This window comes from Rubripirellula amarantea, assembly GCF_007859865.1.
Taxonomy (GTDB): domain Bacteria; phylum Planctomycetota; class Planctomycetia; order Pirellulales; family Pirellulaceae; genus Rubripirellula; species Rubripirellula amarantea.
Window position 1 is genome coordinate 1,786,735 of record NZ_SJPI01000002.1, and the last position, 16,028, is coordinate 1,802,762.

Here is a 16,028-nt window from a genome sequence, read left to right on the forward strand (position 1 = left end):
GAAGGTGTGCCCTCTGGTCTACGTAACGCCCGTTCGGATAACGGGTGTGATCACCGGGTCGGGAGAGTCAATCTTACCATTGGCAAAACACTCGCAAGCCCGACTCCGCGTGCATCACGTGGTTATCCGTCCGCATGAACCGAGCAGAGATACCAAGGTGTGTAGGTCCCGTAAGTTTATCACAATCCAACATCGGAAACCCACGCGACCAAAAGTGGAAGCGGCACGAGAAAGGCCCAGCCAAGCAGCGATATGAGGATCGGCGGGGAGCGTTCGTCGATGTACGTACCGCGTAAGTATCCGGTGTATTGGCCCCAGTACTCAGGGAACCAGATGAGCGAAACAGGCCACAGGCAGATGAGCAAAGGCAGCGCAGATCGGAAATAGGCGATGTACGCCAACACGATAGCCAAGGCGAAAACCTTGGAGGGCCGAGGTTGAAGCCCAGTCGAATGCCTGAGTGGTGCAACTACGACGCCGTAAATCAGCAGCGCGCCGACAAAGAGGATTGCAACCGGGCTATCAGTATGGATCATGCATGGCTTGCAGTGACGAGCATTTCCATCGGATAACGTTACGCATCAGCGGGGACGGGCTTTGTTGTTACACACAAGTTTGTCATTTGCCCAATTGTGACGTTGGCTCATCTTTCGGGTCAAGCTAAATTGCTGAGTTCGCGTCACGGATGGATAGGTTGTTTGGTCACGGAGGTGTCAGGCGATGGCAAGTCAGTGGGTCATGGATGAAATGGAAACGGCTGATCTTCGTGATAAGCGACTTGAGCGTCGCTTGGTCGAACTGCTCGATACGCTTTCCCAATCCTCAACGGCGAGCATCCCGGCAGCCTGCCACGACCGGGCCGAGATGGTCGCCGCGTATCGTTTTTTCGACAACGACAAAGTCGGCTTCGAAGAAGTGCTAGCACCCCACATAGACGCCACCTACGCCCGGCTCAGGCAACAGAGAGTCGCGTTGTTGGTGCAGGACACCACGGAATTGGACCTGACTCGGCCGAGCAGTGAAGTCGAGGGTGCCGGACCGATGGCGCACGGTCGACGTAGCGGAGCCTTCATGCATCTGCTGCATGCTTTCACGCCCGACGGCACACCGCTGGGGAGTGTCGCGGCGGAAGCCTGGACGCGGGAGCCCAAATCGGGCAAGCCTCAAGCCAAACGTGGCTCAAGTGAAAAGCGGGTTCAAATCCAAAGAAGACCGTTTGAAGAGAAGGAGACCTATCGTTGGCTGACCACGTCGCAGCACTGCGCGGAGGTCAAGAACGAGTGCCCAAAAACTCAGCTCGTGATGCTGGCTGATCGAGAATGCGATATCACCGAAGTGTTGGACTATTGCCGCAGCCAAAGCGACTTCGACTGGGTCATTCGAATCGACGGAAGCCGTGTTTTGAACAAGGAGAAGTTTCGAGACCAAACGATTGCGATCCGTGAAGAACTGGCAGGCCGAAAAGCTCTCTATCAACAAACCCTTGACATTCGCGCCCGAACCGCCTGGGGCAGTGAAACGATCAAGCATCGTCCCGGCAAAGCCGATCGGAAGTCTCGTGAGGTGAAGGTGTCAATACACAGCGGTCAGATCACGCTCAACGATCCCCGCGCCGGACGCTACGACGGAGTCACTGTCAATGCGGTCTTGGTTCGCGAAACCCGCCCGGGCAAACGCGATGAACCTATCGAATGCTTGCTGCTGACAAGCCTGCCGATCAAGACTTGCCAACAAGCGGAACTTGTGATTGCGTACTATTTGATGCGTTGGATGATTGAGATCTTTTTCAAAGTACTCAAGAGTGGCTGCAAGATTGAGTCACGTCGTTTCGAGCACATTGACCGCTTCCTGCCCTCGCTGGCGCTGTACATGATCATCGCGTGGCGAAGCCTCTACGTCTGCCGGGTCAGTCGTTCGCACGCTCAAGAATCATGCGAGCGGGTTTATAGCGAAGCTGAGTGGAAGAGCGTGTGGCAGGTGGTTCGCAAGAGTCGCCCACCTCGCAAGCCTCCGACGCTAATGGAGATGACCAAGATCGTTGCGGAACTGGGCGGTTACATCAACCGTAAGAACACCGGGCCTCCAGGCCCTCAATCAATGTGGATCGGCTTGCAAGCCATGCACATCATGGCAACGTGCTGGCTCGCTTTCGGACCTGGAGCGAATCAAAGATGTGTGTAACAACGAGGGCACGGACCTTGTGGCTTCCATTTTGTAAAAACTTGCAAGCCGTGCTCCGTGTGAATGGCTTGGTTATCGGTCTTCATTATTGTGCAGCCAAGCGACCTCTGCAAGCAATTCGGCTCTTCGCTCAAGGTTGTTTGGGTATTCCGTCAGCCAGTGATCCATTGAAGCTAGATACTCCTTGCATGCATCAGAGCTTACGAAATCTGACGCGGCTTTGCGGTCTACTTTAGCGAGCATGCGAAATGCAATAGAGCGACAAGTTGTCAATTCGTGATCAGCCTTGCGGCGTGTTGATTGTAGAAGCTCAGTTAGACGCGTCCGAACAACTTCGGGCGGAACCCCAAGATCACCCAATGCCCAAGTTGCAATTGCGCAAAGTTCGTTGTCGCTACGATCTGTTAGGTTTAGCGTCCATTCAAGGAAGTCTTGATGCAAAGCGTCGGATGCCTCAAACCCTGAATCGCAAATTACGCATCCAATGGAGCGAACCGCCGCAAGCAAAAATCCGTAGTCTCGCTTGTCGATATCACCATCCAGGTCGATCTCTCGGCACATGCGAAACACAGCGGGGAGAAACGTGTGACCGGAGGCCCCAAGGTTCCGAAGTTTTGCGGCGGCGAGCGAGTTCTTCCTTGGGTTTGCCTCGGAAAAGACCTTCGTTACGTAGTCAAGATTGCTAATGTGAACTCAGTCCGATAACGGTTCGGTTCAGCGGGTGGCGGGAGTGCCCATGCAAGTAAACGAAAGCGGCGACCACCGCCACTCCGTTGCAACCGTTGGTTATCCGCTGTGCATTGGTGACCATTCGCTTTCGAGCATTGCATAAGTGTAATCATCGGCCCAGTCGCCGTCGATGAGGTTTGCGTGCACGAAATGGGCTTCGCGTCGCATTCCGATCCGAGCCATAAGTCGCCAGGACCGTTCGTTCCGGGCATCGACTCCGGCGAAAATGCGATGAATCCCCATTCGGGAAAATGCAAAGCCGAGAGCCGCATGCACAGATTCAGTCGCGAGCCCCCGTCCGCAAAACTCGGGGTTAAAGGAGAACCCAAGTTCGCCTTGGCGATCCTCGACGCTAGTTAACGTCAGCTGAATCGAGCCAATAAGGACGCCAGAATTGCGATCTACGGATGCGAGCACGAACGGAACACCAGGGTCACCAAGATAGATATCTGATTGGGATAGGATTAAGTCGGCGACTTGACCCTCACTCCATTCAGGCCAGAACTCAAACTTGGCAGTCTGCGGGTTGCCGTAGATTGCCAGCAACGGCAAGGAGTCGTCCGAGGTCAGCCTACGAAGCGTTACGCGCGGCGACTGGAGTGGAAGGCCATCGTCCATCTGGGTTGTTGATTCCTATGTCGGATAACGACCGCCATCACGGGGTGGCGGGAGTTGACTTTGATTTCAGAAAACGCTGGCCACCGCCACTCCCGTGCATGGCATGGTTCGTCCATCCTGCGTCACAGTTCATCGTCAAACGGTTCATCGAGTAACGCATGATGGAATTGATTCTCGAATAGATCGAAGCCCTCGATTATTCGGCCGAATCGACCGTGACCGGAAAAGCCACCAAGGGCGGCGAGCAAGTATTTAAAGGTATCGAAGTCATGATCATTTACAAGTTGCGACAAGACCATCCTTCGGCCAAGGTCGTTCGTGTTTGCGAACTCTGATTCAAGGTCCGGTGGACAGGGAACAGCAGTCTCGGATTGAGAGGATGCACAAGTCAGCCCAGCCTGAATGATCATTTGCAGGGCAATGCTTCCATCACAGGTTTCGGCAAGTACCAACAGATGGGATGCGGTCGGATACATTGCCTCCGAAGTATCACCCTGATGCTGAACGTCATTGATGATGTCACCGAGTAATTCGTCAGTCATGCCATAACGGTATGCTGTAGCGAGCCATTCAACGACATCCGTTGCTGGCGTGTTATACGCTGTCTTGAGCGAGTTCCAACGATTGTTGTCGAGTGGCAGTGGCATGAACGTTTTATGGACGAACGTTACACATCACCGAGTCGGGACGGTCGATGCTCCATTTGAAAAATCTCGCAAGCCCGACTTCGGTGAATGTGATGGTTACCCGCGATTGCCAGTGTAAATGCGTCGCCCCACAGCGTTGGGGAGCCATAGGCACGTAACGAAAAGTGAGGCCCAAACAAGTCTTTCAGTGTACTCGAAAATGTGTGTTTCGATCAGCAACTCCCTGGTCATTGGGCTTATATCGAATAACCGTACATTGTCGACCGCCTCAAACGCAAACAGAAAAGCTACGTACGCAAGCAATCCCAGTAGCGTCGCTATCGAGAGTTTTCCGCGAAACGATGAAAATACCCAACAGAGTGCTTGGTACGTTGCGGTTGTAAGGAGTAACGCGACACCGATGTTACAAACAAGGCCCAGCGGTGAAACTCGGCCACCGGATGTAGCGGCCCAATGCTGGCGAGGTCCAGTTGAGTAGAACATGGCTTCGACCTCGATGTTCCCAACAAAGCATGTCATTGGCCACCCGTACTCGATCGTTCCCTGAGTCGCATTTGCGAGTCGTGGCTCGATCGACTCGTAAGTCGAGGTGCTCTGGGCCACGATGGCGAACAACACAGCGCAAGAAATCAGGAGCGCCGCGTGACGAGAACGAGGAGTGTGTCCGATGTGAGCTTTTCCTTTGTCGGGTAACGACCGACATCACGGGGGACGGAAAGTTGACCATCCATCTGAGCAAACGCGGAAGCCGTCCTCCCGTGCATGTCATGGTTCTGCCTTCTCCGGAACAGCGAATAGCCGGTCATGCCAACGCGTGTCGGGTGCAGGCAGATTGTAGTCCGTCAGCCAATGCGAATAGTCGCGATAAACAACAACGGTGATGCGTCCAACATTGTTCATCAGACGTTTGAGCGAACCGTGAAACGAATAGAGCAGTTTGACACGAGGTTGGCCGTCGTATATGTCGAGAAACCGTTTTCGTGCGGCGTCGCTCTCGACCGGAATCTTGTGTAGCAGTGACGCGCCGTACATGAATGCATCAAATAGCTCACGCGTCGAGCAGCAATCCAGTGGCCATGGGTTTCCCGCTAGCGCCTTGTTAAAACAGCTGAGTTCATGACGCACCCAGGATGATCGAATAGAACAGTCAACGAAACGACAGTAGCGCGAAACCGCATCTTTCAGAAGTCGATCGTTGTCGGCGATTAGTTGCCGGAAATAGACTGCAGCGAATACAAAGTCCTCAAACTCCGGAAAGGAGTGATCGAGCAACTCGTCGCCCTGTGTCGTGAATCGGATGTCCGCCTTGTTCCAGCGGCTCCGCTGGATTTGGCCCTGCACCTGAATTAGGTGAGCAAGGATGTCGGAATCGCGTTGTGTCCAGTTGTCCGCGTTGCGCATTGCAGCTTTGGGCAACGCAAGGATGCCATTTGTTTCCCCGATAATAATTGGCTGTGTCGACATGCGTTTGATGACACCATCAAGTTGAGACGGGTTCACCTTTGGTGGCAGAACGTCTGCCATCACCGGGCACGGAGAGTGATGCATCCATTCGTGAAAACTCGCAAGCCGTGCTCCGCGTGAATGGCTTGGTTATCCGCTTACGACGAACGTGTTTCAGGGGCTTTTCTGTAATCAAGCAAGGCGTCCCGGACCTTCGCAACAACGTCGGAGAGTGCAATTGCCGTTGGGCCCGGGGCCGGAGTGGCGATCGCATGAACGCCAGTCGAATAGCGAAGGTAGTATGGCTTGTCGTGAATGCCAGAGAGGTTAAGCGCCCAGTGCGGGGGATCCGGGAGATCAAGTCCTTCATTAACACAAGTTTCCCACAATCGCTTGATGTTGTGCCGAAGATTGGGTTCCTTGAGCCTGCCATCGTTCCCGTCGCGCGAAAGATATGCCTTTAGGGCGCACTCAAGCGTGTGGGCAGCAGCAAGCGGAAACGCCAGTCCCGGTCCGCTATGCTCGGACATTATCTTTACACCAGTCAGTATGGATTCCGCCACGCCCAAGTATGTGTACGGTGGCGCAGGCGGTGCAATTATGTCGTCGTCGAGTTGCATTGTAATGCTTCAGTCGGATAACGTTTGTGATCACGGGGCCGGAACCAGTGATCTAACCATTTGAAAACGCACGCAAGTCCGGCTCCCGTGCATCACATTGTTCGACGTGTCACATGGCAGAGATTTTATGCTGGTTGTTCGGCCACAAGTGGGGCGTGTTGCACGTAACCGACAGAGCAAGAGGCGTTGGCAGTTGCCAGCGTTGCCGAATCGTCGCGGCGAACGAGGACGACGTTTGCAATTGTCCCGATTGTGGACATGCAATCATCAGAGATGACGATGACGCGATGGTGTGTAGCCATTGTGGAGGGATGAATCGACGGGCAATCGTGCAAGCGTGATCCGTCGAACGACCGGGATCACCGGGCCGGGAGAGTAAAGGCAACCATCATAAAACGCCCGCAAGCCCGGCTCCGGTGCATACCATGGTTATCCGTTGGTATGGGATGCGACAGAAGGTGGTTCGTAGGGATTAGCAGAGGTCTTACGGAGAGGCGGAAATTCGTTCTCTGAGGGCGAATCCGAACGCACATGCAGTGATCGCCCACGACGAAGAGATACCACCCAGCCAACTAGGGTGCAAGCTGTTGTCGCGACCAACGCGTTAGGGAGACCCCGGAAAAACGGCATGAAGACGTACCACGTGTCACCGGCGGGAAGGTAGCCAGTTCGTCGGTAATAATCCATCAACGCCCAGTCAATGGAGAGCCAATACACAAGATACCCAACGCACGAAGCTAGGAAAGCTAAAGGGATTAACCAAAGTATGTGTCGCCATCGCATTGCAGCAGGTGCAAGGTACACCAAGCCGGGGAAAAGAAAGGTAAGGGCATACCACCAGCTCCCAATCGCCGCCTCTAAGGCGGCGGCATAGTCACCTGGCTGTGTTTCGGTCAGGATGGGCATTTGAGTCGGATAACGTTAGGGTTCACCGGGTCAGGAGTGTTCGGCGATCCACTCGAGTATACCCGCAAGCCCGACTCCGTGTGCAACCCATGGTTATCCGCCATGGCGATGCCAGGTACCAAGGCAAGACCGAACGGTATCGTCAGCGCTTGGGTTTCGCCGATGCCCTTTCTGAAGGGGTTCCCATACGGCGCATGTAATCGTCAAGGTCATCGAACACGGCATAAGAGGATACTGTATCCCAGGCGATTGCGGTTACGAGGCCATCGTCCCAGCCTGAGGGTTCGCGTGGAGCGGTAGAGCCAGTTAGGAAAAGCCGCCCAGCTTGCAGTACAGGTCGTGGAGAAACTATAGCAACGCTGTATTGGGCAGTCCCGCAGTAGAAGCCGACAATCTTGTCCGCAAATTCGGGAAAAGAATACAGGTCTGCCTGAGTCATAAAGGTGTGCCCTCTGGTCTACGTAACGCCCGTTCGGATAACGACCGGGTTCACCGGGCGGGTAGAGGTTTGGCAGAGCGAAGCGAACGAGCGACACACGCCCGCTCCGAGTGCAACCCTTGGTTATCGCCTTTTTCAGAGCCATTCGCAAAGGTAGCACTAGAGCCCAGTCTAACATCACGACCAAGGACAAGATTGTGAGGTGAAGCGGGATTGACACTATGACAAAGGACACGACAAATCAAAGTGCTACCAAACGGCCGACGTTCAAGCAGAGTGAACAAAATCGTTGAGTCAGAACAGCCTTCGGCCCCGTCGGTGACAGCAACCATTAAACCGATCAGCCATCGCCTCTGGCAAAACGTTCGCAGGTTGATACCAAGGAGCGATAACGGTGGCGTTGACCGGGCCGCCGCCAGTCAACATTGACTTCAGAAACGACGCGATCGGCGGCTCCGCGTCCAACGCTTTGTTCTGCCCTCATTGCACGTTCAATGCTGCGACAAACCCGAAAGTCGCCTCATTTCGGCCTCGGGAAAGTCATGTTCACCCCATCGAGATTTGTACCCGTCAATTCCGAAGTCGTCAAACAAAGTCCAAAGCACTGTATGCACCTGCTGTGTAAATCGTCTTGCGGACACGATGCCCTGCGTGACTCGCTTCGGGTATCCATCGCCGACAGATTTCATGCCCCAGCTGTGCCAATCGTCATACCAGTCAACGCAATATGAGCAGTCGCCATCGTCCAGTCTTGTGATTTTGAATTGGTGTTCGCCCGGTTCGTCCATAAACACGACCATTCGATCCGCCGTTCCACGCGACAGGTGGTAGGCAGCATTTGCAAGCTCTCGCAATGTGTCGTGTAGATACGAGACAGTCATTTCCACGGTAACGTCGTCGTTGCCAAGGGTTGCAGTTGCCCAACCGTGGTCGTGGAGTTCGTAAGCCAGCGTGAATTTCGTCATTTCCGTCGGTGGCAGAACGTTTGCCGTCACCGGGCGGCGAGTGTAAAGCTAACCATCAGACAACGCGACGCCGCCGCTCCGGTGCACGGCTTGGTTACCCGCTTCTTGGTGCATGTCCATGTCCGCGCGAATCACCCAGCAATTGGCTTGGGTTTTCGATCTACGCGAACTCAGGTGCCGGAACTTAGTCGATCCGGGGCCGCGAAAAGACAAGTAGCACCCAACAGGTGGAAGCGGCGGTAGGTTACCCCAAACGGCAAAGCTAGACCAGTCAATTGCGAATACGACAGAGCCAGGATGTGAAGGGGAAGTGTAGAAAACCGGAGCAATCCGTCGCCAAACCGAGTCTTTGTCGGCAGCATTGAATTCGCTAGTGCTTGGATGCCAGGCGATCCAGTCGCCATCGTTCTCGTAATGTGCGGGATCAAAGGTATCGTCAAGATCAGTCGTGCCAGCAATTCGCACTGCAATGGGCGAGAGTTCGTCGACAAATCCGTCAATTTCTCGGCGGTATCGGTATGCAGCAATTACGAAGGGCCAAGGTAATAGGGCAACCGCGAACACTACGAGAGTTGCCCAGGCAAATGCGAGCGGACGCGTAATGTCACCCGGGTCAATCAATACCGCATCCGCGGCAAAACCGAGCACGGAAACAATCACAGTGAGCACGACTAAAAGACGCCAGCCACAGCGAAACATGATGCCCCACGCTTTCATCTCGATTGCAGCGCAAAACGCTCGGCCATAGACGAGGAACGCCTCTTGCATCCATGGATCGCAAGCGATCCAGATGTAGCAAACGATGATCGTTAGCGCCAGAGATGCGAGCATTTGATTTCGATCGGGTAACGGTAGACATCACGGGGGACGGACGAAAAACTTTCCACTTCAGAAACCGCGCAAGCCGTCCTCCCGTGCATGTCTTGGTTCGCCGCGATCTTGGTCCCAAGTTCGTTTACCTGCGAAAGAGAGTGCTCGGCTTCGCGACTACGGCCCCACGCAACATGTCAATTAGCATGAGCAAAACCCCCAGCAAAACGCAAGTACAAAAATACAGGCTGAGTTGTATACTTATGATTCGGTGAATACTGAGTGCCCAGGTCAGCAAAAACGTGACCGCGATAATGCGAGCCAGCAACAGAGGAATAGACCGTTTAGCCTGGTACCAAATGTGCGTATTGCATGACGGGCAATAGTGTTTTGGGCGTCGGCGTCCAATGATCGGTACCCGTAGTGCGGCTAGGTAGCAGTCGGCGATTTGCGGGACGCCGCACGAAGGACACCGGTGACGGGGTTTAATCGGAATCAGCATTAATGCCGTGTGTCGTAGTTCTTAGTCGGCGAACGCCCGGGTTCACCGGGCGGGTAGAGGTTTGGCAGAGCGAAGCGAACGATCGACACACGCCCGCTCCGAGTGCAACCCATGGTTATCGCCCTTTTCACAGCCATTCGCAGAGGTGGCACTAGAACCCAGTCTAACATCAGGACCGAATGCAAGCTTGTGATGTGAAGCGGGATTGGCCGAGTGATTGAGGAGACCGCCAAATCAAAGTGTTACCAAATGAGTGTAAGCAAGCTACAGACGTTCAAGCGGTGATCAAAATCGTTAAGTCAGAACAGCCTTCGGCCGCATGGGTGAGAGCAACCATCAAACAGATGAGCCATCGCCGATGGCGATACGTTCGCGGGTCAATACCAAGGAGCGATAACGGCCCGCGTCACCGGGGCCCGTGAGTTGAGTATCCATTTGTAAAACCGTACCAACGGGCCTCCGTGTGCACGCGATGGTTATCCGCAGTTGTGGCTTCAGTATCCAGGGCTGTACGCACTTGGTCCTGGCTTGGATTTTGGGTTGCCCAGGAAACGACAACCGGGCAATTGAGACTTAAGTTCGGCGCAAAATGAGGGCGTCATCAAAGGTGAATTGTTAATATCAAGAGCAATGAATGATTCGCCGGCGATATTCTGTCCGTATAGAGGCAGCAGAGCCTTCAGGTGGGGAACCATCTCGCGGACATCATCCTCTGTCAAGTTTGGGTTGTCAAAACCAACCTGCGGAACGTAAGCAACAGGAACTGCTAGCGGCTTGTGATACCATTCACCCACAGCTTCATCCATGGAGCCGATTACTCTACTCTTGGGGTTCGTCATGTTAAGACGGGCACCAAGTCGTTGGAGTTCGACAATTGCCACGCGGTGCCTATGCAGATCGCGGTGACGAAATGAGAGGACAGCAAAGGCGATCGCAAATAGTGCTACGAAAGCGATCACGAAGCGTAGCGAAAAACGTCGAAGGCTCTTGAAGTTCATGTTGGCAGCTTCATGCGTGGTCTTCAGTCGGATAACGACCGGGTTCACCGGGCGGGTAGAGGTTTGGCAGAGCGAAGCGAACGATCGACACACGCCCGCTCCGAGTGCAACCCTTGGTTATCGCCTTTGTCAGAGCCATTCGCAAAGGTAGCACTACGACACAGTCTAACATCACGACCAAGGACAAGCTTGTAAGGTGAAGCGGGTTTGGCCGCGTGGGGGACCGGTAAATCAAAGTGCCACCAAACGAGTGTAAACAGCTAACCGGCGTGCAATCGGAGTGACCAAAACGGTTGAGTCGGAACAGCCTTCGCCCCCTTGGGTGACAGCAACCATCAAACAGATGAGCCATCGCCGCTGGCGAAACGTTCGCAGGTCAATACTAGGGAGCGATAACGTCAGGCATCACCGGGTACGGAGAGTAAAGGCAACCATTTGCGAAGTCGCGCAAGCCGTACTCCGGTGCATGCCATGGTTATACGCCATGGCCCGTAGCCAATGAATCAGGGGTAGAAGTGTTCCGTGGAATATAGGTCAGGCTGTGCATCGCGGCAACGTCGTGATCAAAGGGACAAGGAAGCGAAGGGTACGTCGCCATCATCTTGCCGCGAAGAAATGGGCAAAGATGATGATGGCGACGTTCCCTTCGTTTCCGGCGGGCGACAGCGGAGTGATCGTGGACAACACGGCAACAGCCGCAAGCGACCGCGCACCTGGCACCGCCTTGGAGGTCGCGACGTTCCGAATGGTCGGCGATCAATGAACCAACGTGGCCAAAGAAGGATCGCCAGCCATTCGGTACGTCGCGACCGGAATGACAAGCAGACGAAAAAGCGCTGAAGCGGAGTTCGAGCATGGATGATTTTGGACCGACTAGCATCGAGTTAATCACCGCAGCGTGCTCGACGTTGCGAAACACAACACGGCCGAACTGGCCTTCGGGTCGGCCATTAGTCGCCAGCGTCTCACGACCGAGCACATCGTGGCGTCACAAGCCCGCGTTAAGTCGGATAACGTTAGCCATCACCGGGCACGGAGAGTGTGGCGTCCATTTGTGAAATCTTGCAAGCCGTGCTCCGTGTGCATGGCATGGTTATCCGTACGGTTGGATCAATGATGCCAGCGTCGATCCCAAGATTCAAGGTACAAGTCGCAAGGACCCCGAAGGGACGGAAAGGTGTGACATGCAAGTAGGACTGGAGACAGTGGGGCAACCGTGGCAACATACATCGGCCCATCGCCGATGTGCTTCAGGACACGAAACATCAGCAGTGAATAGGGGCCGAGCATTCCGAGGTAGAACATGAAAAACAGCGTCAGGAACAAGGGCAATCGAATTGGCACAGCACCAATGTATCGCGTTGCAAGTAACTTCCGGCGAAACCAAACTGCGATGCAAAATGGTGATGTCAGCGCGAGGAAAGCAGCGGCAATACCGGACGTCCGCAGCAGAAGAAACAATGCTGCCGCACCTAAGGTCGTGAGCATGATGGAATTCAGCGAAATCTGCAGCGGTCGTTCGTTCATTTGAATCGGATAACGTCCCGCATCACCGGGCCGGAAGTGTTGGTTTTCCATTTGTGATATCGCGCAAGCCCGGCTCCGTGTGCATGCGATGGTTATCCGCAGTCGTTCGCGAACCCAAACATCCGGCGGATATGGCGGATGCCATCTGAATCGAGATCAGATGCTCGATCTGCAATCCATCGGTCAACGAGTTGCATGCAGGACCGACGTTGATCAATCGTCATGAAATCAACCCCGAACCAAATGTCAGTGCCAAGGCAACCAGCTTGCGTGTAAGTTCGGTCAATGAAGTACCACCACGAGTCTTCTGTGTCGATGGCGGCGGCAGGCAGGCCGGAGGCTGTCACAAGGTCAGCATTGGCAGCAATCCAAGACTGCCAGTCGCTACGCCGGGTATGAATGGCTTTTCCAGGTCGTCGAAACGAGTTCATGTCGAAGCACAGAACGAGTGCGGTAAAGTCATTTCAGTCGGATAACGGTTCGGTTCAGCGGGCGGCGGGTGAAGACTTGCAAGCAAACAAAAACGGCAACCACCGCCGCTCCGTTGCAACCGTTGGTTATCCGCCGTCCACCATGTCGGACGGCGGTTTCATTGGCGTCCAGTCGTCATTGTACTGATGCAATCGTAACATTGGCAACGAATCGTCACCAACCCGCGCAACGATAGTCGCACCGATTGGCTTGGTCCAATGTGGGATTGTATCCGAAGGAGCGTCGTCCGTAATCGTCAAGTTGTCCAAAAGTGCCGGAACACCAATTCCGATATCCACCAAGACTCCGTTGGGAGCGTTTGCGATCACAATGCCAGTAACGCGTGTGTTGTGAGTCGGTGCATCGCGGAGTGGCTGCGTGGCGAAGTGCTCTCGAACCAGTTCCTCCCAGTCGGCGTCAATGCGGTTGAGCGGGTTTTCGATCATTCCATTTCAGTCGGATAACGGTTCGCATCAGCGGGCGTCGGGAGTAATCTTGCAAGCAGAGAAAGCCGCGGACCACCGACGCTCCGTTGCATGCGTTGGTTATCCGCGATTATGGATGCGAGGCGGACCGCCAGCGAGCATGGGCCGCGCGAGCGGAAAACAACGACGGAACGTCGCCACGCTTGGTTGGGCATGGGCTGCGCGAGCAGAAGATAACGGCGGGACGCCGCCAGCCTGGACTTCGCCCACGTGGGTGACACCCGTCGAAGTGTGATCGTACCAAGGTCGAGTCAGTCAAGCAAGTTTGAGCGTGTAGATGTATGGAGTGAGCCGAGCGCACCAATCAACTAAAATCGAGGTAGCGTACCGATTATCGAGCATTGGTCGGGCGCATCAATCATCGAACATGGGGCCGCGCAGCTCCACGCGCCCAGTCGGATAACGTCCCGCATCACCGGGTCGGGAGAGTTATTGTTCCATTTGAAAACGGCCGCAAGCCCGACTCCGTGTGCATGCGATGGTTATCCGCCACCCTGGATCTACGTGAGGTGTCCGAGTAAACCAAGTATTTCATGTTCGACAGCGTCATGTGTCAGCCCGAGCGTTTCGAGCAGTGTGGCTGACTGCGTGGAGGACGCAATTACCCCGGCAAGCAAATGTTCGGTGCCAAAGTAGGAGTGATTCAGTCGAGTCGCAAAGTCTAGCGTTGAATCCATCACGATTTTCACGTCGGGCGCGATGGCACGTTCGTCTGGATTGTCGATGCGTGACCGCGCAACCATCGCCGCATCCAGCGATTCGCGGGTCATATCGAATTGTCGACGGAGGATGTGCGATGCAACACCCTGACCCTCGCGAAATAGACCGCAAAGAATGTGGCATGAGTCAACGCACGAGTCGGCGAACTCATCTGCAGATTCGACAGCAAGGCGAATAGACGTTCGCGAGCGGTCAGTCGCACGCTCTGGCCGAGAAATCGCAAGGATTGCGTCAATGCGTTGATCGTCGATAGTCATTGAAGTCGGATTTCAGTCGGATAACGTCCAGGTTCACCGGGTCGGGAGAGTTGATTACCCACTTGAAAACGCTCGCAAGCCCGACTCCGTGTGCAACCTATGGTTATCCGGGTGTATTTACTTGCGAGACGTATTTAGATGTACGCCAGCGGATCGCAAGCCAGCATTCCGCGCAGCGCGTAGCATATACAGGATAGCAATTTGAGGTCCCCAAAGGATGGTCGATGCAAAAATTACATTCGAAGCTACGTCCGGTTCGGCAGACGTTCTCGAATAGATCATTGCAACTAGCATCAAAACTATGAGGAAAGCAGTCGCGATGACGTATCGTATCATTCTTGTCGATCCCATTCTTGAGACAGGGGCGGCAAGCCATGGAGCAAAAGCGTACAGGCATGCAACAACCGCGAACGATGCGTAAGCACCCGCGAGACGACCGAGTGCAAAAACGACGGCGAGTCCCAATGTCATGAACAGTAGATGCCAGATTCCATACTGATTTGACTTCGGTTCGTTTGTCATGCTCTTCCGAACGTCAGTCGGATAACGGTCGGGTTCACCGGGCGGGTAGAGAGTTGGCAGAGCGAAGCGAACGATTGATATACGCCCGCTCCGTGTGCAACCCTTGGTTATCCGTTCGATGAGCCTGAACGAATTTTTGAATAGGTGTGGATAGCATTGATGGGCAGCATGGCGAAACTAGCAATTAGAGCAGCATTCAATAAGTAACACTGCATTGCCACTAAGTCAAAAAACGCATTACTAGTGTCTGCATATGCTTCGAAAATGGGAACTGGGATCGGCCGATCTAGCCCAACGAAGAAGGGAGATTTCGGTATGGTGAGTAGAAACGCCGCGACAACCGAAACTGATACGGCGATTCGCCATGGAGTACGTGGAACATTCCGCCAGGCAGCAGATGATACCGAAAAGGTAGGCATCAAGGTGAGGAAGGGAAGTACAGCGAACGGCCCGGCCAGTAGCAAGATAATGAATGCGTTGCGAAACCTAAGCGATCGAATCACTGCGTCTCACTGTTGGTGTTTGAAGGCGTACTTAAGAACATCTTAGTCGGATAACGTTACGCGTAACCGGGAACGCGCGGAAAAGTCTCTAACGGCCAATTCGCTCAGCTCGCGTTCTCCGGTTCACGCGATGGTTACCCGCCGTGGTGAATTCAAGCACGAACGAACCCGCTTAGGATGGATAGCCCCATCCCAAGCCACGGCAAAACCGCCCACCCATTAAACCAAATACGGTCAGGCAGCGAAATGTCCGGTAAGCACTTACGATAAACGAAAACAGAAACGAGCAAGACGGGAACCGAAAGGCCACACGCCATCGCAGGCACGATGAACAGTTCGTAGAGTTCCGGGTTTGAGGTGTCGGCAGTGAGAAGGCTGAGCGCCCCAAGCATCGAAAGCAAACCGAGCGGGACGAGCAAAAGCGACAGCACACGAAGCACCCAGACCAGCAAACGCGGGTTTTCGAGTGGATCGCCGTCGAACACGACAGGGTCTGCGGCGGCTGATGATTCAGTTGGCGGTTGGTATGGCGAATGTTGCAACGGAGCCGACAGGTTTGTTGGGAGTGCATCAGTCGGGTAACGGGAGACATCACGGGGGACGGACTTTGTTGTTACACACAAGTTTGTCATTTGCCCAATTGTGACGTTGGCTCATCTTTCGGGTCAAGCTAAATTGCTGAGTT

The 16,028-nt window shown here is 54.3% G+C and carries 18 protein-coding genes; 3 read left to right on the top strand and 15 right to left on the bottom strand.

Going from position 1 to position 16,028, the window contains the following annotated elements; translation table 11 throughout:
* Positions 1–179: 179 nt before the first annotated feature.
* Positions 180–536: a hypothetical protein gene (locus Pla22_RS20125; RefSeq protein ID WP_146516500.1), complete on the bottom strand. Its 357-nt coding sequence runs from the start codon at positions 534–536 to the stop codon at positions 180–182.
* A 184-nt stretch (positions 537–720) separates the two neighbouring features.
* Here Pla22_RS20125 and Pla22_RS20130 point away from each other — a divergent pair, with 184 nt between their 5' ends.
* Positions 721–2,181 (top strand): IS4 family transposase, encoded by a 1,461-nt coding sequence (locus tag Pla22_RS20130; RefSeq protein ID WP_146516501.1) that lies wholly within the window; start codon positions 721–723, stop codon positions 2,179–2,181.
* A gap of 786 nt (positions 2,182–2,967) precedes the next feature.
* On the opposite strand, the gene Pla22_RS20135 is transcribed toward Pla22_RS20130, so the two are convergent.
* The 5 genes from Pla22_RS20135 to Pla22_RS20155 all read right to left on the bottom strand — a co-directional run bounded on the left by Pla22_RS20135 (position 2,968) and on the right by Pla22_RS20155 (position 6,148).
* Positions 2,968–3,528 carry a GNAT family N-acetyltransferase gene (locus Pla22_RS20135; RefSeq protein WP_146516502.1) on the bottom strand — a complete coding sequence of 187 codons (561 nt, stop codon included), beginning with the start codon at positions 3,526–3,528 and terminating at the stop codon, positions 2,968–2,970.
* 122 nt (positions 3,529–3,650) lie between these two features.
* The gene (locus tag Pla22_RS20140) at positions 3,651–4,175 is read right to left on the bottom strand and encodes a hypothetical protein (RefSeq protein ID WP_146516503.1); all 525 of its coding nucleotides are present in this window, start codon (positions 4,173–4,175) and stop codon (positions 3,651–3,653) included.
* A gap of 96 nt (positions 4,176–4,271) precedes the next feature.
* Complete coding sequence (locus Pla22_RS20145; RefSeq protein ID WP_146516504.1) at positions 4,272–4,778, bottom strand: hypothetical protein; 507 nt, start codon at positions 4,776–4,778, stop codon at positions 4,272–4,274.
* A gap of 162 nt (positions 4,779–4,940) precedes the next feature.
* Positions 4,941–5,699 (bottom strand): hypothetical protein, encoded by a 759-nt coding sequence (locus Pla22_RS20150; protein WP_146516505.1) that lies wholly within the window; start codon positions 5,697–5,699, stop codon positions 4,941–4,943.
* A gap of 77 nt (positions 5,700–5,776) precedes the next feature.
* Positions 5,777–6,148 (bottom strand): hypothetical protein, encoded by a 372-nt coding sequence (locus tag Pla22_RS20155; protein WP_146516506.1) that lies wholly within the window; start codon positions 6,146–6,148, stop codon positions 5,777–5,779.
* Between the two features lie 203 nt (positions 6,149–6,351).
* Here Pla22_RS20155 and Pla22_RS26015 point away from each other — a divergent pair, with 203 nt between their 5' ends.
* Complete coding sequence (locus Pla22_RS26015) at positions 6,352–6,579, top strand: DUF1660 family phage protein (protein WP_390620287.1); 228 nt, start codon at positions 6,352–6,354, stop codon at positions 6,577–6,579.
* An 88-nt stretch (positions 6,580–6,667) separates the two neighbouring features.
* On the opposite strand, the gene Pla22_RS20160 is transcribed toward Pla22_RS26015, so the two are convergent.
* From Pla22_RS20160 to Pla22_RS20175, 4 genes are all read right to left on the bottom strand, one after another.
* The gene (locus Pla22_RS20160) at positions 6,668–7,144 is read right to left on the bottom strand and encodes a hypothetical protein (RefSeq protein ID WP_146516507.1); all 477 of its coding nucleotides are present in this window, start codon (positions 7,142–7,144) and stop codon (positions 6,668–6,670) included.
* 930 nt (positions 7,145–8,074) lie between these two features.
* Positions 8,075–8,578: a hypothetical protein gene (locus Pla22_RS20165; RefSeq protein WP_146516508.1), complete on the bottom strand. Its 504-nt coding sequence runs from the start codon at positions 8,576–8,578 to the stop codon at positions 8,075–8,077.
* 18 nt (positions 8,579–8,596) lie between these two features.
* Complete coding sequence (locus Pla22_RS20170) at positions 8,597–9,379, bottom strand: hypothetical protein (protein WP_146516509.1); 783 nt, start codon at positions 9,377–9,379, stop codon at positions 8,597–8,599.
* Between the two features lie 975 nt (positions 9,380–10,354).
* A complete protein-coding gene (locus Pla22_RS20175) occupies positions 10,355–10,666 on the bottom strand; it encodes a hypothetical protein (protein ID WP_146516510.1) in 312 nt (103 codons plus the stop codon).
* Positions 10,667–11,399: 733 nt separating this feature from the next.
* On the opposite strand from Pla22_RS20175, the gene Pla22_RS20180 reads away from it, so the two are divergent.
* Positions 11,400–11,621 (top strand): hypothetical protein, encoded by a 222-nt coding sequence (locus Pla22_RS20180; RefSeq protein ID WP_146516511.1) that lies wholly within the window; start codon positions 11,400–11,402, stop codon positions 11,619–11,621.
* Between the two features lie 347 nt (positions 11,622–11,968).
* Here the strand turns inward: Pla22_RS20180 and Pla22_RS20185 are convergent, their stop codons facing one another.
* The 5 genes from Pla22_RS20185 to Pla22_RS20205 all read right to left on the bottom strand — a co-directional run bounded on the left by Pla22_RS20185 (position 11,969) and on the right by Pla22_RS20205 (position 15,885).
* Positions 11,969–12,436, bottom strand: a complete 468-nt coding sequence (locus Pla22_RS20185; protein ID WP_146516512.1) for a hypothetical protein — start codon at positions 12,434–12,436, stop codon at positions 11,969–11,971.
* 41 nt (positions 12,437–12,477) lie between these two features.
* On the bottom strand, positions 12,478–12,816 hold the full coding sequence (locus Pla22_RS20190; RefSeq protein WP_146516513.1) for a hypothetical protein: 339 nt from the start codon (positions 12,814–12,816) through the stop codon (positions 12,478–12,480).
* Between the two features lie 126 nt (positions 12,817–12,942).
* On the bottom strand, positions 12,943–13,302 hold the full coding sequence (locus Pla22_RS20195) for a S1 domain-containing protein (protein WP_146516514.1): 360 nt from the start codon (positions 13,300–13,302) through the stop codon (positions 12,943–12,945).
* A gap of 539 nt (positions 13,303–13,841) precedes the next feature.
* Entirely contained in the window at positions 13,842–14,318 is a 477-nt protein-coding gene (locus tag Pla22_RS20200; protein ID WP_146516515.1) for a Clp protease N-terminal domain-containing protein, read from the bottom strand.
* A 1,177-nt stretch (positions 14,319–15,495) separates the two neighbouring features.
* On the bottom strand, positions 15,496–15,885 hold the full coding sequence (locus Pla22_RS20205) for a hypothetical protein (RefSeq protein ID WP_146516516.1): 390 nt from the start codon (positions 15,883–15,885) through the stop codon (positions 15,496–15,498).
* Positions 15,886–16,028 lie beyond the last annotated feature (143 nt).